Annotated in this window: 16 protein-coding genes and 1 riboswitch; of the genes, 11 read left to right on the top strand and 5 right to left on the bottom strand. The window is 66.4% G+C overall.

All coding sequences use genetic code 11. The annotated features are described in order from the left end of the window. Window positions 1-133: 133 nt before the first annotated feature. Window positions 134-805 carry an ion channel gene (locus tag ACVOJ1_RS10190; RefSeq protein ID WP_053519170.1) on the bottom strand — a complete coding sequence of 224 codons (672 nt, stop codon included), beginning with the start codon at window positions 803-805 and terminating at the stop codon, window positions 134-136. A gap of 97 nt (window positions 806-902) precedes the next feature. After that, entirely contained in the window at window positions 903-2,747 is a 1,845-nt protein-coding gene (gene thiC, locus ACVOJ1_RS10185) for a phosphomethylpyrimidine synthase ThiC (RefSeq protein WP_065175099.1), read from the bottom strand. A gap of 82 nt (window positions 2,748-2,829) precedes the next feature. Continuing rightward, window positions 2,830-2,930: riboswitch (TPP riboswitch) on the bottom strand. 244 nt (window positions 2,931-3,174) lie between these two features. On the opposite strand from thiC, the gene ACVOJ1_RS10180 reads away from it, so the two are divergent. Beyond that, window positions 3,175-4,752: a BCCT family transporter gene (locus ACVOJ1_RS10180; RefSeq protein ID WP_053519166.1), complete on the top strand. Its 1,578-nt coding sequence runs from the start codon at window positions 3,175-3,177 to the stop codon at window positions 4,750-4,752. Between the two features lie 318 nt (window positions 4,753-5,070). Here ACVOJ1_RS10180 and ggt read toward each other — a convergent pair whose 3' ends face one another. After that, window positions 5,071-6,789 (bottom strand): gamma-glutamyltransferase, encoded by a 1,719-nt coding sequence (ggt, locus tag ACVOJ1_RS10175; protein ID WP_053520297.1) that lies wholly within the window; start codon window positions 6,787-6,789, stop codon window positions 5,071-5,073. Between the two features lie 696 nt (window positions 6,790-7,485). Here ggt and ilvC point away from each other — a divergent pair. From ilvC to leuB, 9 genes are all read left to right on the top strand, one after another. Continuing rightward, the gene (ilvC, locus tag ACVOJ1_RS10170) at window positions 7,486-8,460 is read left to right on the top strand and encodes a ketol-acid reductoisomerase (protein ID WP_053520296.1); all 975 of its coding nucleotides are present in this window, start codon (window positions 7,486-7,488) and stop codon (window positions 8,458-8,460) included. 37 nt (window positions 8,461-8,497) lie between these two features. Further along, window positions 8,498-10,234 carry an acetolactate synthase 2 catalytic subunit gene (ilvG, locus tag ACVOJ1_RS10165; protein WP_065181710.1) on the top strand — a complete coding sequence of 579 codons (1,737 nt, stop codon included), beginning with the start codon at window positions 8,498-8,500 and terminating at the stop codon, window positions 10,232-10,234. Further along, window positions 10,218-10,481 carry an ACT domain-containing protein gene (locus ACVOJ1_RS10160; protein WP_053520294.1) on the top strand — a complete coding sequence of 88 codons (264 nt, stop codon included), beginning with the start codon at window positions 10,218-10,220 and terminating at the stop codon, window positions 10,479-10,481. The genes ilvG and ACVOJ1_RS10160 overlap by 17 nt, the downstream gene beginning before the upstream one ends. 96 nt (window positions 10,482-10,577) lie before the next feature. Further along, a complete protein-coding gene (locus ACVOJ1_RS10155; RefSeq protein ID WP_053520293.1) occupies window positions 10,578-11,669 on the top strand; it encodes a threonine dehydratase in 1,092 nt (363 codons plus the stop codon). Then, window positions 11,666-13,252, top strand: coding sequence for a 2-isopropylmalate synthase (locus ACVOJ1_RS10150; protein ID WP_346480374.1), 1,587 nt, complete (start codon window positions 11,666-11,668; stop codon window positions 13,250-13,252). Before ACVOJ1_RS10155 ends, ACVOJ1_RS10150 begins: the two co-directional genes overlap by 4 nt. Before the next feature lie 10 nt (window positions 13,253-13,262). Beyond that, window positions 13,263-14,039, top strand: coding sequence for a class I SAM-dependent methyltransferase (locus ACVOJ1_RS10145; protein WP_111186152.1), 777 nt, complete (start codon window positions 13,263-13,265; stop codon window positions 14,037-14,039). A gap of 60 nt (window positions 14,040-14,099) precedes the next feature. Next, window positions 14,100-15,518, top strand: a complete 1,419-nt coding sequence (gene leuC / locus ACVOJ1_RS10140; protein ID WP_065181714.1) for a 3-isopropylmalate dehydratase large subunit — start codon at window positions 14,100-14,102, stop codon at window positions 15,516-15,518. After that, a complete protein-coding gene (gene leuD, locus ACVOJ1_RS10135; RefSeq protein WP_053520097.1) occupies window positions 15,518-16,096 on the top strand; it encodes a 3-isopropylmalate dehydratase small subunit in 579 nt (192 codons plus the stop codon). The genes leuC and leuD overlap by 1 nt, the downstream gene beginning before the upstream one ends. Beyond that, on the top strand, window positions 16,086-17,147 hold the full coding sequence (gene leuB, locus ACVOJ1_RS10130; RefSeq protein ID WP_065175105.1) for a 3-isopropylmalate dehydrogenase: 1,062 nt from the start codon (window positions 16,086-16,088) through the stop codon (window positions 17,145-17,147). The genes leuD and leuB overlap by 11 nt, the downstream gene beginning before the upstream one ends. 112 nt (window positions 17,148-17,259) lie before the next feature. Here the strand turns inward: leuB and ACVOJ1_RS10125 are convergent, their stop codons facing one another. Beyond that, complete coding sequence (locus ACVOJ1_RS10125) at window positions 17,260-18,033, bottom strand: SDR family oxidoreductase (RefSeq protein WP_277381073.1); 774 nt, start codon at window positions 18,031-18,033, stop codon at window positions 17,260-17,262. Between the two features lie 117 nt (window positions 18,034-18,150). Between ACVOJ1_RS10125 and ACVOJ1_RS10120 the strand changes: the two genes are divergently transcribed. Then, entirely contained in the window at window positions 18,151-19,056 is a 906-nt protein-coding gene (locus ACVOJ1_RS10120) for a LysR family transcriptional regulator (RefSeq protein ID WP_053520100.1), read from the top strand. 174 nt (window positions 19,057-19,230) lie between these two features. Here ACVOJ1_RS10120 and ACVOJ1_RS10115 read toward each other — a convergent pair whose 3' ends face one another. Continuing rightward, window positions 19,231-22,392, bottom strand: a complete 3,162-nt coding sequence (locus tag ACVOJ1_RS10115; RefSeq protein ID WP_065175107.1) for an efflux RND transporter permease subunit — start codon at window positions 22,390-22,392, stop codon at window positions 19,231-19,233. Between the last annotated feature and the right edge of the window lie 4 nt (window positions 22,393-22,396).

The raw sequence follows: 22,396 nt of genomic DNA, 5'->3' as shown, positions 1-22,396 counted from the left end.
GAATACTAGCCTATGCCGGTTACCTCGCCTATCGCGTGGTCGACATCAGGCTCTCTCTCGCCGACGCATTCACATAACTTCGCACCATCATTCGCGCCCTTTCGGGCGCGAAATTTTTATCTGCCATTCATTTTCAGAAACGCCGCAGCATGGTCAATCCGACCAGCCGCGAAACCACCAAAGCCACGTACATCACGCCTGAGAACTGCTCCAGCATGACCAGTGCGCGTGCCTGCGGATGCAGCGGCACGACATCGCTCAGGCCGACCCCGGACAGCAAGCTGAAGCTCAGATAAAGCAGCTCCATCCAGCTTCGCTGAGGTCCCTCGCTGCTGCCCTGGAAACTGCCCGGATACCACTGTTGGCACACCCCAAATGCGAAGGCGAATGCCCACGCCAGCAACGTGAAGGTGGCGCCGGCCGCGAACAGTTCGTCGCGGGTGACTTTGTGGTCCTGCAGCATGTAGGCGATCAGCGCGCCGGCCGTATAGAAGTAGAGCAGGCTCTCCAGCAGCTGCGCGGTGGTCACCAGCGCGGCGCGGTCCAGCAGCGCGCCGGCGATGGAGAACACCACCGCCGGAATCGCCAGCAGCAGTGCCAGCCATGTACCCAACGGGCTGCGCTGGACCACCCACAACGCCAGGCCCAGCACCGCCATTCCAAACATGCCCAATGCGGCGCGGCCGGCGGCCGTGTCGTCCAGCGCGGGATACAGCATCACCGCCAGCAGCTGCGCGCCCAGCAGCCACGCGGACGGATGGCGGCGGGCGATGGCCAGCCAGCGGGTGGTCACGGCAACAGGCATGGCGTCCCTTCCCCGGAAAGATGGGCGGAGGATAACGGGATGCGCGTGAGGCGCGCGATGCAGCGCCGCCGGGGCACGCCCGGCGACGCCAGTCCGATCAGCCCTGCTGGTAGACCTCCGCGCCCGCAGCGCGGAACTGCTCGGACTTCTCCTTCATTCCGGCCTCGGCGTACTCGCGCACGTCCTGGGTGATCTTCATCGAGCAGAAGTGCGGCCCGCACATCGAGCAGAAGTGCGCCAGCTTGTGCGCGTCCTTGGGCAGCGTCTCGTCATGGAATTCCTTTGCCTTCTCCGGGTCCAGCCCGAGGTGGAACTGGTCTTCCCAACGGAACTCGAAGCGCGCCTTGCTCAATGCGTTGTCGCGGACCTGCGCGCCCGGATGCCCCTTGGCCAGGTCGGCCGCATGTGCGGCGATGCGATAGGCCATGATGCCGTCGCGCACATCCTGGCGGTTGGGCAGGCCAAGGTGTTCCTTCGGCGTCACGTAGCAGAGCATCGCGGTACCGAACCAACCGATCATCGCTGCGCCGATGGCACTGGTGATGTGGTCATAGCCGGGCGCGATGTCCGTGGTCAGCGGCCCCAGCGTATAGAACGGAGCCTCACCACATTCGCGCAGCTGCTTGTCCATGTTTTCCTTGATCAGCTGCATCGGCACGTGCCCGGGACCTTCGATCATCGTCTGCACGTCATGCTTCCATGCGATCTTCGTCAGCTCGCCCAGCGTTTCCAGCTCGCCGAACTGCGCCGCGTCGTTGGCGTCTGCGATGCAGCCCGGGCGCAGCCCATCGCCCAGCGAGAAGGTCACGTCGTAGGCCTTCATGATTTCGCAGATGTCTTCGAAGTGCGTGTAGAGGAAATTCTCCTTGTGATGGGCCAGGCACCACTTGGCCATGATCGAGCCGCCGCGACTGACGATGCCGGTCACCCGCTTGGCGGTCAGCGGCACGTAGCGCAGCAGCACGCCGGCATGGATGGTGAAGTAGTCCACGCCCTGTTCGGCCTGTTCGATCAACGTGTCGCGGAAGATCTCCCAGGTCAGTGCCTCGGCACGGCCATCGACCTTCTCCAGGGCCTGATAGATCGGCACCGTGCCGATCGCCACCGGCGAGTTGCGGATGATCCACTCGCGGGTCTCGTGGATGTGCTTGCCGGTGGACAGGTCCATCACCGTATCGCCCCCCCAGCGGATCGCCCACACCAGCTTCTCCACTTCCTCGGCGATGCCGGATGACACCGCGCTGTTGCCGATGTTGGCGTTGATCTTGGTCAGGAAGTTGCGGCCGATGATCATCGGCTCGCTTTCCGGGTGGTTGATGTTGTTGGGCAGCACCGCCCGGCCACGGGCGATTTCGTCGCGGACGAACTCCGGGGTGATGATCTTCTGGATTGATGCGCCGAAGGCTTCGCCCGGATGCTGCTGCAGCAGGCCTGCATCGCGGATCGCGTCCAGCCGCTGGTTCTCGCGGATGGCGACGAATTCCATCTCAGGCGTGATGATGCCGCGGCGCGCATAGTGCATCTGGGTGACATTGCCACCCGCACGGGCGCGGCGCGGCAGGCTGCGGGCCGGGAAGCGCACCGCATCGAGCTTCGGGTCGTGCTCGCGATCGCGGCCGAAGGAAGAGCTCAGGCCATCAAGCTGTTCGGTGTCACCCCGCGCTTCGACCCAGGCACGGCGCAGGGCCGGCAAGCCCGCGGACAGGTCGATGCGCACGTCAGGATCGGTGTAGGGGCCGGAGGTGTCATACACCGTGACCGGCGCGTTCTCTTCGCCGCCGAACAGGGTCGGCGTGCGGCTCAGTGTGATCTCGCGCATCGGCACGCGCAGGTCCGGGCGCGAGCCGGTGACATGGATCTTGCGCGAGCCGGGAATCGGCCGGGTCACGGATTCGGAGAGTTGCTGGGCCTGTTGCTGCAGGGCGGAGAGCTGTGCGTTCATCGGGCATCGTCCAGGAGGGTCAGGGACGAAGCGGCGGCGCACTGCCCCCGCACGCGGACGGCCCTTGGGCCGCGTCCGGGTTCGGTTGCATTGCAAAGCTTCCCTACGCCGGTATGAGCCGGATCAGGTTCCAAGGGACTGTCTCAACCGTGGCCGATGGCCGCGGTACCCCCGCTTCTTGCCGGCATTAGACCATAGAAGTCCTGCAACAGGGCGAGCCTACGGGGCGGCTGCGCGTCACGCGACATTGATGAATTAACGCAACCATGACGTCGCGTTCAGTAACGTGCACGCGCATCGTGTCGCTGCGACCGATGACGCATCGCCGCCATCGCGGCCCCTGCCCGGCTAGCGCTCGAGTGCCGCCGGCCCCTCGCTGCAAGCATTTGCTCGCTCCCTCAATCCCTTTGATCGGAGAAGCTCCTTCATGGTGTTTCGTGTTTCCATCGCACTGGTCCTGTTGCTGGTGCTGCTTGCCGGCGTAGCACCCGGTCCCTTCAACGCCGTGGTGCAGAGCATCCTCGGCGAACTCATCCGCGGCATCGGCTGGCTGTACCTGCTGGTGGTGTTCCTGGCGCTGGTGTTCCTGATGTACCTGGCGTTCGGCCGCTTCGGCAACCTGCGCATCGGTGGCGAAGACGCCGAACCCGAATTCTCGCGGGCCAGCTGGATGTCGATGCTGTTCGCCGCCGGCATGGGCATCGGCCTGGTGTTCTGGGGGGCGGCCGAGCCGATCTCCCACTTCAGCAAGCCGCCGGAAGGACTGGCACCGGAAAGCATGGACGCCGCACGTGCAGCGATGCGCTATGCGTTCTTCCACTGGGGCCTGCATCCGTGGGCGATCTACGCGCTGATCGGTCTGGCAATGGCGTGGTTCCAGTTCAACCGCAACGGCCGCGGGCTGGTCAGCGACATGCTGCAGCCGATCATCGGTCATCATCATCGGGGCTGGATCGGACGAATTGTCAACATTGCCGCGGTGGTGGCCACGGCAATCGGTGTGGCCACCACGTTGGGCTTCGGCACCATCCAGATCGCAGCCGGCATGCAGCGCGTGTTCGGCGTGCATGCCGGTGTGCCGCTGCAGCTGACCATCATCGCCGTCGCCTTCGTGCTGTACATGGCCTCCACCCTCAGCGGCGTGGAGCGCGGCGTGAAATGGCTGTCGAACTTCAACCTGGCACTGGCCGCCCTGCTGCTGGCACTGGTCCTGGTGCTCGGGCCGACCGGCGCGATCTTCAATACCTTCACCACGACGCTGGGGTCCTACCTGAACCAGCTGGTGACGATGAGCCTGCGCATGTCACCGTTCTCCTCCAGTACGTGGGTCGCCGACTGGACGATCTTCTACTGGGCCTGGTGGATTTCCTGGGCACCGTTCGTGGGTTCGTTCATCGCGCGCATCTCGCGTGGCCGCAGCGTGCGCGAGTTCGTGGTGGGCGTGGTACTGGCGCCGACGCTGCTGGGCTTCTTCTGGTTCTCGGTGTTCGGTGGCACCGCGATCTGGTCGCAGATCTTCGGCCATGCAGACCTGGTACAGGCGCTGGGCAACGGCTATGAGACCGTACTGTTCACCCTGTTCGACAGCATGCCGCTGCCATTGCTGCTGTCGTGCATCGCGCTGGTTCTGCTGATGATCTTCTTCGTGACCTCGGCTGACTCGGCGGTGCTGGTGCTGGCCAGCATGTCCACCGACGAGGCAGGCGACCCGCCCGCCAAGCGCAAGCTGGCCTGGGGTGTGGGCATCGCGCTGATCGCAGGTGCGTTGCTGCTGGCCGGCGGCCTCGACGCGCTGCAGGGCATGATCACGATCTCGGCACTGCCATTCGCGCTGCTGATGGTGCTGGTGATGGTCTCGCTGTACCGGGTACTGGACCAGGAGTACACGCGGGAGCGGCGGCAGGCACAGCGCCAGCGGCACATGATCGATGCGTGGATCGCGCGCGAAATGGCGGCACAGGAAGAAACCCAGGCCGAAGCAGCGCGCGCGCAGGATTCGGATTGAGGGTGTTCGGCAGCCTGCGCCGGAAAAACACGAAGGGGTCGGATCCGTTTCCTCTGGAAAACGGATCCGACCCCAACCCACAGCGCGCGGCTGTTGCTGTTGCTTTTGATCTTCTTCTTTCACTTCCGTGGCTGACGCGCACGGAAATTGTCGGGGGGCGTGCGGGGGGGAAGGACGGGGATGTCCGCGGCATGGATGCCGCGGCCAAGCCTACAAGGACGTGTTCACGGCGTCCCCCGGCATTCCCATCCGCACGCCCCAATCCATGATCGGCTCTGGCGATCAGCCGCGAGGGGGCTCAGCGCGGTGGCCGGGACCTCAATACCCCGCCGCCTGCCCATCCTTCCGACTCTCCGACGCGCCGTAGTACACGCCCGTGTCCGGATCCCGCATGATCGCCTGATACCCGCCGTACGGACCGTCGGCGAACACGATGCGATGCCCCTTGCGCATCAGCGCGCGCACCGTTTCGTACGGGAAGCCCGTCTCCAGGTTCACCTCCCCCCCATCGGTCATCGCCGTGGCCTGACCGGTCGGCTCCGTGGAACCTTCATGCTGGATACGCGGCGCATCTCCGGCCTCCTGCAGGTTCATGCCGAAGTCCACCAGGTTCATCACGATCTGCGCGTGGCCCTGCGGCTGCATCGCACCGCCCATCACGCCGAAACTGGCATAGGGCTTTCCATCCTTGGTGATGAACGCCGGAATGATGGTCTGGAACGGGCGCTTGCCCGGTGCGTAGCCATTCGGATGGTTCTTCTGCAGCACGAACATCTCGCCGCGGTCCTGCAGGATGAAACCGAGCCCCGGGGGCGCCATGCCGCTGCCCATCCCGCGGTAGTTCGACTGGATCAGCGACACCATCATGCCGTCAGCATCGGCCACGGTCATGTAGATCGTATCGCCCTCCTCCAGCTGCTTCGGCGTGCCCGGCTGCACTTCCTTCAACGCCTTGTCCATGGAAATCAGTGCACGCCGCTGCGCGGCATACTCCTTGGAAATCAGCTTCTGGACCGGTGCGGGCTGGAAGGCCATGTCGGCGTAGAAGCGCGCACGATCGGCGAAGGCCAGCTTCTTGGCCTCCACGAACAGATGCACGTGCTCGGGCGAGCCGAATGGAATCTTCGAGAAGTCGTAGCCTTCAAGTACGTTGAGAATCTGCAGCGCGGCGATGCCCTGGCTGTTCGGCGGCAACTCCCATACGTCGTAACCGCGATAGTTGCTGCTGACCGGCTCGACCCACTCGCCGTGGTGGTCGGCCATGTCCTGGTAGCTCAGGTAGCCACCATTGGCCTTGAAGTAATCGCCGATGGTGTGGGCGATCTCGCCCTTGTAGAAGGCATCCCGGCCGCCGTCGGCCACCTTCTGCAACGTATCGGCCAGGTTCGGGTTCTTCCACATCTCGCCCTTGCGCGGGGCATGCCCGTTGACCGTGAACTGTTCCTTGAAGCCGGGATACTGCGACAGCCGTGGCACGGAACGATCCCAGTAATAGGCGATCACCTCGGCCACCGGGTGGCCTTCGCGCGCGTAGCGGATGGCGGGCGCAAGATTGTCGGCCATGGGCTTGCGGCCAAAGCGGCCATGCAGGGCGAACCAGCCATCGACGGCACCCGGCACGGAGACCGGCAACGGCCCGGTCGCCGGGATCTCCTTCAGGCCGCGGCGCTGGAACTCGGCCAGGGTCAGCGACTTCGGCGAGCGGCCGGACCCGTTGTAGCCGTACAGCTTCTGTGTCTTCGGGTCCCAGACGATGGCGAACAGATCGCCACCGATGCCATTGCCGGTCGGCTCCATCAGGCCCAGCGCAGCATTGGCGGCGATGGCGGCATCGACCGCCGAGCCGCCGGATTTCATCACGTCCAGTGCGATCTGGGTGGCCAGTGGCTGCGAAGTGGCCGCCATGGCGTGAGGCGCGATGACTTCCGAGCGGGTGGCGAAGGTGTGGCCGGTGATGCGGTCGGCAGCGAGGGAAAGCGCGGGCATGGCCGCCAGGACGGCGGCAGCCAGCAGGGAACGGGCAAGGCGTCGGGACACAGTCGGGTTCCGATGGAAGGGTGGTAGCACCGATCATCGCCGCTGCGGCCTTCACGCGGTATCGGGCAGAGGTCATGGGGCGAGGCGGCCGCGGCGATCGCTGCCGGCACCGGGTCACGCCCGGCGGGCAGAACCCCCAAAATCCGCGCAAAAACCTTGGTGAAAGGAGTGAATTCGGGTTCACCGAAACACTTTCAGCGGCAACCATCCTTGCGCCACAAGCGATTCCGCTGGACGCAGCGGAAAGTGCCTGGAATCACCCCGACAAGGGTTGACATCGTCAAAACAGCTGTGTTTCTCTCGATCACATGCTGCAACACAACACACCACCGCGAACCCACATCGAAGCCGCCGACATCGGCGCCGCGTCGCTGCGTTCGATTCTTGTGCTCGTACTTATTACCCAACCAACAGGTGCGGGACGAGCCAGCGTGTAAGCAGATAGAACACACCGGAACTCGATCAAAAACCCGCACCCGCCCAGGTGCGGGTTTTTTCATTTCAAGACCTGGTTTCAGACGCAACCACCATGACCACCGCCTTCTGCAAAACCCGGACCTGCTGCACCACGATGCCTCGTGGCGGCCGTTCCTGTGCGATGCGCGGCCCCTCCTCCACCGCTTTCCCCTGACCGGCCGGTACGTCGCTTCGACGACCGGCCGTTCTTTTTTCTTCCCACCGCAAGGAACCTCCCCCATGAGCACCAACGACCTGCCCCAGACCAAGATCGCCGTCATCGGCTACGGCAGCCAGGGCCGCGCCCACGCACTGAACCTGCGCGAATCCGGCTTCGATGTGGTGGTAGGCCTGCGGCCGGGCGGCCCGACCGAAGCCAAGGCCCAGGCCGATGGCTTCACCGTCGTGGCTCCCGCCGATGCGGTGAAGGATGCCGACCTGGTCGCCGTGCTGACTCCGGACATGGTGCAGAAAAAGCTCTACAACGACGTGCTGGCGCCCAACATGAAGCAGGGCGCGTGCCTGCTGTTCGCCCACGGCCTCAATGTCCACTACGGCATGATCGAGCCGCGCGCCGACCTGGACGTGGTGCTGGTCGCACCGAAGGGCCCGGGCGCGCTGGTGCGTCGCGAGTACGAGATCGGCCGTGGCGTTCCGTGCATCTGGGCGGTCTACCAGGACACCAGCGGCCAGGCCGCGCAGCATGCGCAGGCCTATGCGACCGGTCTCGGTGGCGCCCGCGCCAATCTGATCCAGACCACCTTTAAGGAAGAAACCGAGACCGATCTGTTCGGTGAGCAGGCGGTGCTGTGCGGTGGCGCCTCGGCGCTGGTACAGGCCGGTTTCGAGACCCTGGTGGAAGCCGGCTACCAGCCCGAGATCGCCTATTACGAAGTGCTGCACGAACTGAAGCTGATCGTGGACCTGTTCTACGAAGGCGGCATCTCGCGCATGCTTGAATTCATCTCCGAAACCGCGCAGTACGGCGACTACGTCAGCGGCCCGCGGGTGATCGATGCCGGCACCAAGGAGCGCATGAAGGAAGTACTGAAGGACATCCAGGACGGCACCTTCACCAAGAACTGGGTGGCCGAGTACGAAGCGGGCCTGCCGAACTACAACCGGTTCAAGCAGGCCGACCTGGAGCATCCGATCGAGAAGGTAGGCAAGGAACTGCGCGCCAAGATGGTCTGGTTGCAAGGACAGGCCGCGTAACCACGCGGCCCTCCCCCACCCGCTTGCAAGGTCCCCCATGAACTCTTCCACACACCGCAGCGCGCCACCCAACGGGGCGCGCTGGCTGACCCAGGCACTGGAGGCCGAAGGCGTCCGCACGCTGTTCGGCTATCCCGGCGGCACCATCATGCCGTTCTACGACGCGCTGGTGGATTCGTCGTTGAAGCACATCCTGGTGCGGCACGAGCAGGGCGCGGCGCTGGCCGCCAACGGTTTCGCACGCGCCAGCGGCCAAGTGGGCGTCTGCGTGGCCACCTCCGGCCCCGGCGCATCGAACCTGGTCACCGGTATCGCCGATGCGATGCTGGACTCGGTGCCGATGGTCTGCATCACCGGCCAGGTCGGCACGCCCCTGCTGGGTACCGACGCCTTCCAGGAGCTGGATGTGTTCGGCCTGACCATGCCGATCGTCAAGCACAGCTGGCTGGTACGCAGCGTCGATGACCTGCCCCGCGTGGTCGCCGATGCCTTCCGCATTGCCCGCGAAGGACGTCCCGGCCCGGTGCTGATCGACCTGCCCAAGGACGTGCAGGTGGCCGATGCCAGTCACCTGCCGGTGCATGTGCCGAGCAGCGTCGAACCACCGCCGGCAGCCACCGGCGACGCCATTGCCGCCGCCATCGCAGCGCTGGCGGCGGCGGAGAAGCCGGTGGTGTATGCCGGCGGTGGCATCGCACTGGGCGATGCAGTGCAGGACCTGCGCGATTTCGTCGAGGCCAGTGGCATTCCCACGGTGATGACCCTGCGTGGACTGGGTGCTCTGCCGGCACACCATCCGCAGTCGCTGGGCATGCTGGGCATGCACGGCACCCGCGCAGCCAACATGGCGGTGCAGGAAAGCGATCTGCTGCTGGTGCTGGGCGCACGGTTCGATGATCGCGCCACCGGCAAGCTGGCGGAGTTCGCTCCGTTCGCGCGCGTGGTCCATATCGATGCCGATGCGTACGAGATCTCCAAGCTGCGCAGCGCCGACGTCGCCGTGCCCGGCAATGTCGGCCACGCCATCCGTGCCCTGCATGCGGCCTTCCCCTCCCCCAGGGCCCATCAGGACGCATGGCGCAGCCGCTGTGCGCAGCATCGCGACCGCTTCGCCGCCCGCTACGACGCGCCAGGGCAGCACATCTACGCACCAGCGCTGCTGAAGCGCCTGAGCGAACTGGCACCCGCCGACACGGTGATTGCCTGCGACGTCGGCCAGCACCAGATGTGGGTGGCCCAGCATTGTCGCTTCAATCATCCGCGCAACCATCTGACCAGCGGCGCGCTGGGCACGATGGGCTTCGGCCTGCCGGCGGCGATGGGCGCGCAGTTTGCCTGCCCGGAGCGCACCGTGGTGCTGGTGTCCGGCGATGGCAGCTTCATGATGAACGTGCAGGAGCTGGCGACCATCGCCCGGTGCCGCCTGCCGGTGAAGATCGTGCTGCTGGACAACAGCTCGCTGGGCATGGTCCGGCAGTGGCAGGAGCTGTTCTTCGCTGAGCGCTACAGCGAGATCGATCTGTCCGACAACCCGGATTTCGTCGCCCTGGCCCAGGTGTTCGGCATCGCCGCCAGCCGCATCGATTCGCGCGATGACGTCGAAGGCGGCCTGGCCGCGCTGCTGGCCGAGCCGGGCCCGGCGTTGCTGCACGTGGCCATCGACGCGCGCGCCAACGTGTGGCCGCTGGTGCCGCCGAACACCGCCAACAGCACCATGCTGGAAAGCAATCCAGCCCATGCCCGCCAGGAGACTCCCAATGCAATACCGGCTTGACCTGGTGCTGCAGCCGGCCGAAGGCGCGCTGCTGCGCGTGATCGGCATGGCCGAGCGCCGTGGCTTCGCGCCGCGTTCGATCAGCGGTGCTCCGGACGCCGCCGATGACGGGCGCTGGCACCTGCAGCTGGTCGTGGACGGCCAGCGGCCGGCGGAGACGCTGTGCCGGCAGATCGAAAAGATCTACGACTGCGTATCGGTGGAGCTGACGCCGGTAGACAGCAGCATCGAAGGAGTATCGCAATGAACACCCGTACCGTTGTGACCACGGTGCCGGTACGGAGGCGTCTTCTTCGCCGCCCGTACCCGCATGCGGTGGTCGCGCACACCGCACCGGTGGCCCATGCCGGCCGCTGATACCAGCAAGGAAAGTGATGTCGGCGACGTAAGCGTCGCCGATGTCCTGGCCGCGCAGGCGCGCCTGCGCCGCTTCCTGCCGCCCACCCCACTGCATCATGCCGAACGCTTCGGCACCTGGCTGAAGCTGGAGAATCTGCAGCGGACCGGCTCCTACAAGGTGCGCGGAGCGTTGAACGCCCTGCTGGCCGGCCGCGAGCGCGGTGACAGCCGCCCGGTGATCTGCGCCTCGGCAGGCAATCACGCCCAGGGCGTTGCCTGGGCCGCCTACCGGCTGGATGTCCCCGCGATCACCGTGATGCCGCACGGTGCACCGGCAACCAAGATCGCCGGTGTCGCCCATTGGGGTGCCACCGTACGCCAGCACGGCAACAGTTATGACGAGGCCTGCGCCTTCGCCGTCGAACTGGCGCAGCGTCATGGCTATCGCTTCCTGTCCGCCTTCGACGACGCCGACGTGATCGCCGGCCAGGGGACGGTCGGCATCGAGCTGGCCGCGCACGCGCCGGACGTGGTGATCGTACCGATCGGCGGTGGCGGCCTGGCCGCCGGCGTCGCCCTGGCGCTCAAGTCGCAGGGCGTGCGCGTGATTGGTGCGCAGGTGGAAGGCGTGGACTCGATGGCCCGTGCGATCCACGGCGATGTCCGCGAGATCGCCCCGGTGGCATCGCTGGCCGATGGCGTGCGGGTGAAGATCCCCGGCTTCCTGACCCGTCGCCTGTGCAGTTCGCTGCTGGACGACGTGGTGATCGTGCGCGAGGCCGAACTGCGTGAAACGCTGGTGCGGCTGGCACTGGAAGAACACATCATCGCCGAAGGCGCGGGCGCGCTGGCACTGGCTGCTGGTCGACGCATCGCCGGGCGCCGCAAGTGCGCCGTGGTCTCCGGCGGCAACATCGATGCCGGCGTGCTGGCCGGCCTGCTGACCGACATCCGCCCACGCCCGCCGCGCAAGCCGCGCCGGCGTCGCGCCGAGACGCCCCGCCCGCCGGCACGGACCGGCGTCACGCCCACCACCGCTGCCCCCCCTTCCCCCCTGCACGCCGTTGCACCTGTTGTCGAGGAGATCTCCCTGTGACCACCATCGAACGAATTACCACCCCGCGCATCCGCATCTTCGACACCACCCTGCGTGACGGCGAGCAGTCCCCCGGCTGCAGCATGAGCCCACCGCAGAAGCTGGTGATGGCGCGTGCGCTGGACGAACTGGGCGTGGACATCATCGAGACCGGCTTCCCGGCCAGCTCGCAGTCCGACCGCGAAGCGATGGCCCTGATCGGCCGCGAACTGCGCCGTTCGGGCCTGAGCCTGGCCGTGCTGTCGCGCTGCCTGCAGACCGATATCGAGACCTCGGCACGTGCCCTGGAAGCCGCGGCCAACCCGCGCCTGCACGTGTTCCTGTCGACCAGCCCGCTGCACCGCGAGCACAAGCTGCGGATGACCCGCGAGCAGGTGCTGGAGTCGGTACGCAAGCATGTATCGCTGGCCCGTTCCTACATCGACGATGTCGAATTCTCGGCCGAAGATGCCACCCGCACCGAGCTGGACTACCTGATCGAGGTCTCGCGCGTGGCCATCGCCGCCGGCGCCACCACCATCAACCTGCCCGACACCGTCGGCTTCACCACGCCGGAGGAAATCCGCGCGATGTTCCAGCAGGTCATTGCCGGCGTGGCCGACGTGCCCAATGCCGCCAACGTGATCTTCAGCGCGCACTGCCACAACGACCTGGGACTGGCTGTGGCCAACTCCCTGGCCGCCATCGAGGGCGGCGCCCGCCAGGTCGAGTGCACCGTCAACGGCATCGGTGAACGCGCCGGCAACTGCTCACTGGAAGAAATCGCGATGGCGCTGAAGGTGCGCCAGGCCTTCTACGAGCAGGACACCGCGATCAACACCCCGCGCATCGTCGGCACCTCGCAGCTGCTGCAGCGCCTGGTCGGCATGCCGGTGCAGCGCAACAAGGCCATCGTCGGCGCCAATGCCTTTGCCCATGAATCGGGCATCCACCAGCATGGCATGCTGCGCCATCGCGGCACCTACGAAATCATGCGCCCGGAAGACGTGGGCTGGGAGGATTCGCAGATGGTGCTGGGCCGCCACAGTGGCCGTGCCGCCGTCGAAGCGCGCCTGCGTGCACTGGGCTTCTGGCTGGACGAAGAAGAGCTGAAGCTGGTGTTCGAACAGTTCAAGGGCCTGTGCGAGCAGCAGCGGGTGGTCACCGATGCCGATCTGCAGACCTTGATGCAGGGCGGCGCCAATGCACAGGGCTATCGCCTGGCCTCGATGACCATCAGCGATGTCGGCAGTCGCGCCAATGCACTGGTCGAGCTGTCCGACCCGGACGGCAACCGCGTGGCCGAGACCGCGCAGGGCGATGGCCCGGTGGATGCGCTGTTCGGCGCGTTGTCGGCCGCCACCGGCGTGCAGCTGATGCTCGACAGCTATCACGTGCACAGCGTCGGCATCGGTGCCGATGCACGCGGCGAGGCCAACCTGAGCGTGCGCCACGACGGCATCGAATACGACGGCACCGGCACCAGCAAGGACATCATCGAAGCCTCCGCGCTGGCCTGGCTGGACGTTGCCAACCGGCTGCTGCGCCAACGCCAGGCTGCTGCCAGCAGCGTCAGCGAAACCGCCACCCCTGCCACCGCCTGAGAAACCTGACATGAGCGCCTTCGACACGACCACGTCCGCTACGGCGGGCCAGCAGTGGAACGCCCAGGACTATGCGATCGATGCCGGCTTCGTGCCGCTGCTCGGCGGCGCGGTGTCGCGCCTGCTCGACCCGCGCGCCGGTGAGCACATCCTCGATCTGGGCTGTGGCGATGGGGTGCTCAGCAGTGAATTGGCGTTGAGCGGTGCACGCATCCACGGCGTGGACGCGTCGCCGGAACTGGTGATCGCCGCGCGCGCGCGCGGCGTCGATGCGCAGGTGATGGACGGCCATGCCCTGTCCTTCGACAGCGCGTTCGACGCGGTGTTCAGCAACGCCGCGCTGCATTGGATGCGCCACCCCGACGCCGTGCTGGAAGGCGTGCGCCGTGCACTGCGTCCCGGCGGCCGCTTCGTGGCCGAGTTCGGTGGCCATGGCAACGTGGCGACCATCATCGCCGCGGTGCAGGCCGCACGTGCTGCGCATGGCCATGGCGCCAGCGGTTTCCAGTGGTATTTCCCGACCGCCGACGCCTATGCCGACCGCCTGCGCCAGCACGGCTTCCAGGTGCAGCTGATCGAATGCCTGCCGCGCCCCACCGCACTGCCGACCGGCGTGGCAGGATGGCTGCGGGTGTTCGCCGCCCCGCTGCTGGACGACCTGCCGGTCGAGGCCCGTGCCACCGTTCGCGAGGCCGCCGCGGCCCTGCTGGCCGACCTGCCCCGCAACGCGGCGGGCCAGCCGCTGGCTGACTACGTGCGCCTGCGCGTACTCGCGCGCCGCCGTTGACTTGACCCTTTCCCGTTATTTCCCGATGTTCGTTCAATCGTACTTCTGCCAGGCAACCGCATGACCTCCGCACCCCGCACCCTGTACGACAAACTGTGGGACGCCCACGTGGTCGTTCCCGAATCCGACAGCGCCCCTGCGGTGCTGTACATCGACCTGCACCTGATCCACGAGGTGACCTCGCCGCAGGCGTTCACCGAGCTGCGCGAACGCGGTCTCCGCCCACGCCGGCCGGACCGCACCAAGGCGACGATGGATCATTCCACGCCGACCCTGCCGGCCACCGCCGACGGCCGGCTGCCGTACGCCAGCGCCGCCTCCGAGGCGCAGGTCGCCACGCTTGCGCGCAACTGCAGCGAGCACGGCATCGAACTGTTCGACATGAGCTCGGACAACCGGGGCATCGTCCATGTCATCGCGCCCGAGCAGGGTTTCACCCAGCCCGGCATGACCATCGTCTGCGGCGACAGCCATACCTCCACCCATGGTGCGTTCGGCTCGCTGGCCTTCGGCATCGGCACCAGCGAAGTGGGTCATGTGCTGGCAACACAGTGCCTGCTGCAGCGGAAGGCGAAGACGCTGGCAATCACGGTCGACGGTCCCCTGGCGCCGGGCGTCGGCGCGAAGGACGTGGTCCTGCACATCATCGGTGTGATCGGCGTCAACGGCGGCACCGGCCATGTGATCGAGTTCCGTGGCAGCACCATCGAAGCGATGGACATGGAGCAGCGCATGACCTTGTGCAACATGTCCATCGAGGCCGGCGCGCGCGCGGGCATGGTGGCACCGGACCAGGTCACCTTCGATTTCGTCGCCAACACGCCACGCGGCCCCAAGGGCGCCGATTTCGAGGCGGCCGTGGCCCGTTGGCAGGAACTGCGCAGCGATGAAGGCGCGCGCTTCGACAGCGAAGTCCACATCGATGCAGCCGACATCCGTCCGACCTTGACCTGGGGCACGCATCCCGGCACCGCCATCGCGGTCGATGTGCCGATTCCTGCGGCCAACGACGCCGCCGCGCAGAAGGGCCTGGACTACATGCACTTCCAGGCCGGCCAGGCACTGGCCGGCACGCCGGTCGATGTCGTGTTCGTCGGTTCGTGCACCAACGGCCGCCTCAGCGACATGCGCGAAGTGGCACAGGTGCTGCGTGGCCGCCGCGTCGCCGAGCGCGTGCGCATGCTGGTGGTACCGGGCTCGGAGATCGTCAAGCGCCAGGCCGAAGCGGAGGGCATCGATGAGATCGTGCGTGCAGCCGGTGCCGAATGGCGCGAGCCGGGCTGCTCGATGTGCATCGCCATGAATGGTGATCTGGTCGCCCCCGGCCAACTGGCAGTGAGTACCAGCAACCGCAATTTCGAGGGCCGCCAGGGGCCGGGCTCGCGCACACTGCTGGCCTCGCCGATGAGCGCCGCCTGGGCGGCGGTGAAGGGCCACGTGGCCGATACCCGCGAACTGTTCGCGCAGGAGGTGGCGTAATGGCCGGTTTCCGCACCTTGACCTCGTCCAGCGTCGTGCTGCGCCAGACCAACATCGACACCGACCAGATCATTCCGGCCCGGTTCCTGTCCACCACCGAGCGTGCCGGACTGGGCCGCAACGCGTTCAATGACTGGCGCTGGCAGTCCGACGGTTCGCCGGTGGCCGATTTCGCCTTCAACCAGCCGCACAACGCCGGCCGCAGCATCCTGCTGGCGGGCCGCAACTTCGGCTGTGGTTCCTCGCGCGAGCACGCGCCGTGGGCGCTGACCGACCTGGGCCTGCGCGCCATCGTCAGCAGCGAGATCGCCGACATCTTCCGTGGCAACTCACTGAAGAACGGCCTGCTGCCGATTGTCCTGGACGAAGCCGACGTTCAGGCGCTGATGCAGCGCCCCGACGACGAACTGACCATCGACGTGGCGGCACGCGAGCTGCGTACGCCGGATGGCCGGGTCTACTCCTTCCCGCTGGATGGCTTCTCGCAGACCTGTCTGCTGGAAGGCGTCGATCAACTGGGTTATCTGCTGGGCCGCGTCCCTGACATCGAACGTTACGAGAGTGAGCATGCACGCTGAGATCGTTGTACTCCCCGGTGATGGCATCGGCCCGGAAGTGGCCGCCGCTGCGGTTGCGGTCCTGAAAGCCATCGGCGAACGCTTCAACCACACCTTCACGTTCAGCGAGCACGATATCGGTGGCATCGCCATCGATCGCCATGGCGAGCCCCTGCCCGCCGCCACCCTCGCCGCATGCCAGGCCGCGAATGCCGTGCTGCTGGGTGCAGTGGGTGGACCGAAGTGGTCCGACCCGAACGCCAAGGTGCGCCCCGAGCAGGGCCTGCTGGCGATCCGCAAGGCGCTGGGCCTGTACGCCAACCTGCGGCCGGTGCGTACCCATGATGCCGCCCTGGGGGCATCGCCGATCAAGGCCGAACTGCTCAAGGGCGTGGACTTCGTGGTGGTACGCGAACTGACCGGCGGCATCTACTTCGGCGACAAGACCCGCGATGCCGACAGCGCCAGCGACCTCTGCCGCTACACCGTGGCCGAAATCGAGCGCGTGCTGCGCAGCGCGTTCCGCCTGGCACAGCAGCGCCGAGGCAAGGTGACCTCGGTGGACAAGGCCAACGTGCTGGAGACGTCCCGCCTGTGGCGCGACGTCGCCGCCCGCATCGGCCGCGAGGAGTTCCCGGACGTCGCGCTGGAACACCAGCTGGTCGATTCGATGGCGATGCACCTGCTGGCCAAGCCACGCGAATACGACGTGATCGTGACCGAAAACATGTTCGGCGACATCCTCACCGACGAGGCCTCGATGCTGGCCGGCTCACTGGGCCTGCTGCCGTCGGCATCACTGGGAGAACCGGGTGCGGTCGGCATCTACGAGCCGATCCACGGTTCGGCACCGGACATCGCCGGCAAGGGCATCGCCAACCCCTACGCGACGATCCTCAGCGCGGCCATGCTGCTGCGCCACTCGCTGGGCCTGGATGCCGAAGCGGCGGCTGTGGAGGCGGCCGTGCACGCGGTGCTGGATGATGGCGTGTTCACTGCTGATCTGGCTGCAAAGGGCCAGGCCGTGAGCACGGCGGCGGCGACCGACGCCGTGCTGGCGAAGCTGGGCTGACCCGCCGGGCGGCACCTGTAGCGTCGAGCCATGCCCGATGGCTGTTGCATGAGCCGGGCATGGCCCGGCGCCACAGGTGCAGTGCGGTGGAGCCGCGCCCGGCGTGGCCCGGTTATTTGGTGGTGTAGCCACCGTTGACCAGCACCGTCTGCCCGGTCATCCACCAGCCGTCGGTGACCAGGAAACGGATCCACGGCACGATATCGGCAATGTCGGTCAGACCGGTGCGGGTGAACGCGGACAGCGCCGCCGCGGTCTTGTGATACGCCTGCGCATCGGCACTCTCGGCAGGATAGAAGAACGGCGTGTCCATCGGCCCGGGACCGATCGCGGTCACCGAGATGCCCCGCTCGCCGAACTCCTTCGATGCCGCGCGGGTGAAGTGCTCCACCGGCGCCTTGGTGCCTGCATAGCTGGAGTAGAACGGCGTGTAGGCGCCCAGCAGCGACGTCACCAGGGTGCAGATGCGGCCACCATCATTGACGTGACGGCCGGCCTCCTTGAGGAAGAAGAACGCCGCCTTGGCATTCACCGCGCTCATCTCGTCGTACTCCGCTTCGCTGATCTCCAGCAGCGGCTTCTTCAGGACCTTGCCGACGGTATTGATGGCGACATCGGGACGGCCGACGGCTGCGAGAGCGTCGGCGAACAGGCGCTCCATCGCGGCAGCGGAGGTCAGGTCGCCCTGCAGCGCCACGGCCTTGCTTCCCGCGGCCTGGACCGCCGCGACGGTCGCTTCGGCGTCGGCCTGGCTGGCGTCGCTGTTGTAATGGATGACGATGGCCCCGGCGCCGTGGGCGGCGAAATCGCGGGCGAGCAGGCCACCGAGGTTCTTGGCACCGCCTGCGATCAGCACGGTCTTGCCCTTGAGGGAGTGGTCGGTCATGGCTTCGGTCTCGGAGTGGGGCTGTCCGGGATGGCAACCCTGCCCCAATGACGATATCGTGCGGAAAATGCGGATAAAGCCCGCAACATTGACTTAACTTTCCAGAACGAGCGAACAATGGATCGGATCGACCGCTTCCGCATCTTCAGCCGGGTGGTGGAGTGCGCCAGCTTCACCCGCGCCGCCGATCAGCTCGGACTGCCCCGTTCCACGGTATCGGCGGCGGTCGCCGAACTGGAGCAGCGGCTGGGCACGCGCCTGTTGCAACGCTCGACGCGACGCGTCTCCACCACCCACGATGGCGATGTGTTCCACGCCCGCTGCCTGCGCCTGATCGCCGAGGTCGAAGATGCCGAATCGCTGTTCCGCCAGGAGGACGCGCAGCCGGTCGGCCTGCTGAGGATCGACGTACCCAGCCGCATCGGCAGGCGCATCGTGGCACCGGCGCTGCCTGACTTCTTCGCCCGTTACCCACAGGTGGAGGTGGATCTGGGCATGACCGACCGCGCAGTGAACCTGATCGAGGAAGGCTGCGATGCGGTGTTGAGGGTCGGCCAGCTGGGCGATTCCAGCCTGGTTTCGCGCACGCTGGGCACGCTGGACTTCGTCAACGTGGCCGCGCCGTCCTACCTGCGCGCGTACGGCGTCCCGCAGCAACCGACGGACCTGCAGCAGCACCGGGCGGTGAACTACGCCTCGCCGACGACCGCGCGGGTGGAACCGTGGGAATGGCAGGACGGAACCCAGCTGCGCACGCTGCCCATGCAGGGTTGGGTGCGGGTGAACAGCGCCGAAGCCTCGATCGCCTGCTGCGTGGCCGGACTGGGACTGCTGCAGATTCCGCGCTATGACGTGCAGGACGAGCTGCAGTCCGGCACGTTGGTGGAAGTGATGCCACGGCACGTCGCACAACCGTTGCCGGTGACCCTGCTGCAACCGCATCGGCAGCATCGGGCACAGCGCGTGCACGTATTCCTGGAGTGGCTGGTGCCACTGCTGCGGAGCGGCCTGCAACTGCAGTAGATCCACGCCATGCGTGGATGCTTCTGTAGAGTCGAGCCATGCTCGACTCATTCCATCATCGCGCAAAGAGCAGCCGAGCATGGCTCGGCTCTACAGAAAGCAGATCCCGCGAGCAGAGCCGTGCCAATCAGGGTTGGCACCTGCCAGAGGCGGTGGCCCTGGAACCCGGGGGCATTACGCCCCGGATTCATCCGGCTTCACCCGGAACCACGCCGCATACAGCGCCGGCAGGAACACCAGGGTCAGCACGGTACCCACGATCAACCCGCCCATGATCGAGATCGCCATCGAGCCATAGAACGCGCTGCGCGACAGCGGAATCATCGCCAGCACCGCCGCCAGGGCGGTCAGCACGATCGGGCGGAAACGCCGCACCGTCGCGTCGATGATCGCATGCCAGCGATCATGCCCGGCATCGATGTCCTGCTGGATCTGGTCGATCAGGATCACCGAGTTGCGCATGATCATGCCGGCCAGCGCGATCGTGCCCAGCAGCGCCACGAACCCGAACGGTGCACGGAACAGCAGCAGGAACAAGGTCGCGCCGATGATGCCCAGCGGTGCCGTCACCAGCACCATCGCCGCACGCGAGAAGCTGCGCAGCTGCAGCATCAGCAGCGTTGCGACCACGATCAGGAACAACGGCATGCCTGCCTTGATCGAGTCCTGGCCACGTGCCGAATCCTCCACCGTTCCGCCGGTTTCCAGCAGGTAACCGCTCGGCAGTGCAGCGCGGATGCTATCCAGCGTCGGCAGGATCTGCTGCACCACGTCCAGCGCCTGGCTGCCGTCGCTGATATCGGCACGCACGGTCACGGTCGGCAGGCGGTTGCGATGCCAGATGATGCCGTCCTCGAACACGTACTCCAGGCGCGCCACCTGCGAGAGCGTCACCGACGTGCCATTGGCGGTGGGAATGGCCAGGCTGCCCAGCATGCCCAGCTGCACGCGCTCGTTCTCCGGACCCCGCAGCAGCATCTCGATCAGGCGGTTGCCCTCGCGATAGGTGCTCACGCTCATGCCCGACAGCGAAGTGCCCAGCAGCTGGCTCACCTGCGCACTGCTCACGCCCAGCGCGCGCGCACGGTCCTGGTCCAGCACCAGCCGCACGACCTTGCTCGGCTCGCTCCAGTCCAGGTTCACGTTCATCACATGCGGGTTCTCCCGCACCTTGTCCTGTACCTGGCGTGCGATCGCCTGCACCTGCTCGATGTGCTCGCCGGAGATCCGCAGCTGCACCGGGTAGCCCACCGGCGGACCGTTCTCCAGCCGCGTCACGCGCATCTGCACATCCGGGAACTGCGGGATCACGTCCTTCAGCAGCCAATCGCGCGTGGCCTCGCGCGCCTTGGCGTCTTCGGTGAGCACCACGAACTGCGAGAAGTTGGTCGCCGGCAGCTGCTGGTCCAGCGGCAGGTAGAAGCGCGGCGAACCGGTACCCACATAGGCCACGTAGTTGGCGATGCCCTCACGGCCCTTCAGCAGCTTTTCCAGCTTGCTGGCCTGCGCCTGCGTGGCCTGCAGCGACGCGCCTTCAGCCAGTTCGATATCCACCATCAGTTCCGGGCGGGTCGAATCCGGGAAGAACTGCTGCGGCACGAAGCGGAACATCAGCAACGAGAACACGAACAGGGCCAACGTTGCTGCGATCACCCACCAGCGGTGGCGCAGGCACATGTCCAGGAAACGGCGGAAACGCGTGTAGAACGGCCGCTGGTACGGATCGTGGTCGTGTGCATGCTCCTTCGGTGCGACCCAGCGCAGCAGCGCCGGATGGCGATCGGCCCAGGCCAGGCGCTTCGCACGCCAGCGACCGGCCAGGCTGTCCGGCTTGGGCAGCTGCGGATTGAACAGATCCGGCAGCATCTTGTCACCCAGGTACGGAATGAACAGCACCGCCGCAATCCATGACACCACCAGTGCGATGGTCACCACCTGGAACAGCGAACGGGTGTACTCACCGGTGCTTGACGCCGCCGTGGCGATCGGCAGGAAACCTGCCGCCGTGATCAGCGTACCGGTGAGCATCGGGAACGCCGTGGATTCCCAGGCGAAGCTGGCCGCGCGCAGGCGGTCGTAGCCCTGTTCCATCTTGGTGGCCATCATCTCCACCGCGATGATCGCATCGTCCACCAGCAGGCCCAGCGCCAGCACCAGCGCGCCCAGCGAGATCTTGTGCAAGCCGATATCGAAGTAGTGCATGACGAAGAAGGTCATCGCCAGCACCAGCGGAATGGTCACGCCCACCACCAGGCCCGTACGCAGGCCCAGCGAGAAGAAGCTCACCAGCAGCACGATCACCACCGCTTCGGTCAGCACCTGCACGAACTCACCCACCGACTCTTCCACCGCATGCGGCTGGTCGGAGACCTTGCGCAGGTGCATGCCCGCCGGCAGCGTCTTCTGCAGGCGCTCGAACTCGGCATCCAGCGTGGAGCCCAGCTTCAGGATGTCGCCACCGTCTTTCATCGCGACCGCAATGCCGATCGCATCCTCACCCATGAAGCGCATCTTCGGCGACGCCGGATCGGCGAAGCCGCGCTTGATCTCGGCGATATCGCCCAGGTGCACCGTACGGTCGCCGGCCTGGATCGGGAAGCGACGGATGTCATCGATGCTCTGGAACTGGCCGGTCACGCGCAGCTGCACGCGATCGGTCGGGGTCTCGAAGAAGCTGGTGGCGCTGATCGCGTTCTGGTCGGCCAGCGCCTGCTGCACCTGCTGCAGCGACACGCCCAGCGTGGCCAGCTTGGTGTTGGACAGCTCGATCCAGACCTTCTCGTCCTGCAGGCCCTGCAGCTCGATCTTGCCCACGTCCGGCACCCGCTGCAGTTCCAGCTGGATGCGATCGGCGTAGTCACGCATCACGGCGTAGTCGAAGCCCTGCCCGGTCAGCGCGTAGATGTTGCCGAAGGTGTCGCCGAACTCATCGTTGAAGAACGGACCGACGATTTCGCGCGGCAGGTTCGGCTTGATGTCGCCCACGCGTTTGCGCACCTGGTACCACAGGTCCGGAATGGCCTTGGAGCGCAGGCTGTCCTTGGCCGCGAAGATCACCTGCGACTCGCCCGGGCGCGAATACGAGCGGATGAACTCGTACTGCCCGGTGTTGAGCAGCGCCTTCTCGATCGGCTCGGTCACCTGGCGCGAGACCTGCTCGGCGGTCGCGCCCGGCCACATCGTGCGTACCACCATCACCTTGAAGGTGAACGGCGGATCCTCGGACTGGCCCAGATGCTTGTACGACCAGGCGCCGATGAGGGCGAAGGCGAGCATGGCGAACAGCACCAGCGCGCGGTTGCCCAGCGCCCATTCGGATAGATTGAAACGGCGCACAGGC

Source organism: Stenotrophomonas sp. STEN225, from assembly GCF_056756445.1.
This window is presented reverse-complemented; position numbering and strand designations above follow the sequence as displayed.

What these genes read in the sequence shown, in the direction of transcription:
- ACVOJ1_RS10190 (WP_053519170.1), bottom strand. Translation starts at nt 805, where the DNA reads ATGCCTGTTGCCGTGACCACCCGCTGGCTGGCCATCGCCCGCCGCCAT.
- thiC (WP_065175099.1), bottom strand. Translation starts at nt 2,747, where the DNA reads ATGAACGCACAGCTCTCCGCCCTGCAGCAACAGGCCCAGCAACTCTCC.
- ACVOJ1_RS10180 (WP_053519166.1), top strand. Translation starts at nt 3,175, where the DNA reads ATGGTGTTTCGTGTTTCCATCGCACTGGTCCTGTTGCTGGTGCTGCTT.
- ilvC (WP_053520296.1), top strand. Translation starts at nt 7,486, where the DNA reads ATGAGCACCAACGACCTGCCCCAGACCAAGATCGCCGTCATCGGCTAC.
- ilvG (WP_065181710.1), top strand. Translation starts at nt 8,498, where the DNA reads ATGAACTCTTCCACACACCGCAGCGCGCCACCCAACGGGGCGCGCTGG.
- ACVOJ1_RS10160 (WP_053520294.1), top strand. Translation starts at nt 10,218, where the DNA reads ATGCAATACCGGCTTGACCTGGTGCTGCAGCCGGCCGAAGGCGCGCTG.
- ACVOJ1_RS10155 (WP_053520293.1), top strand. Translation starts at nt 10,578, where the DNA reads ATGCCGGCCGCTGATACCAGCAAGGAAAGTGATGTCGGCGACGTAAGC.
- ACVOJ1_RS10145 (WP_111186152.1), top strand. Translation starts at nt 13,263, where the DNA reads ATGAGCGCCTTCGACACGACCACGTCCGCTACGGCGGGCCAGCAGTGG.
- leuC (WP_065181714.1), top strand. Translation starts at nt 14,100, where the DNA reads ATGACCTCCGCACCCCGCACCCTGTACGACAAACTGTGGGACGCCCAC.
- leuD (WP_053520097.1), top strand. Translation starts at nt 15,518, where the DNA reads ATGGCCGGTTTCCGCACCTTGACCTCGTCCAGCGTCGTGCTGCGCCAG.
- leuB (WP_065175105.1), top strand. Translation starts at nt 16,086, where the DNA reads ATGCACGCTGAGATCGTTGTACTCCCCGGTGATGGCATCGGCCCGGAA.
- ACVOJ1_RS10125 (WP_277381073.1), bottom strand. Translation starts at nt 18,033, where the DNA reads ATGACCGACCACTCCCTCAAGGGCAAGACCGTGCTGATCGCAGGCGGT.
- ACVOJ1_RS10120 (WP_053520100.1), top strand. Translation starts at nt 18,151, where the DNA reads ATGGATCGGATCGACCGCTTCCGCATCTTCAGCCGGGTGGTGGAGTGC.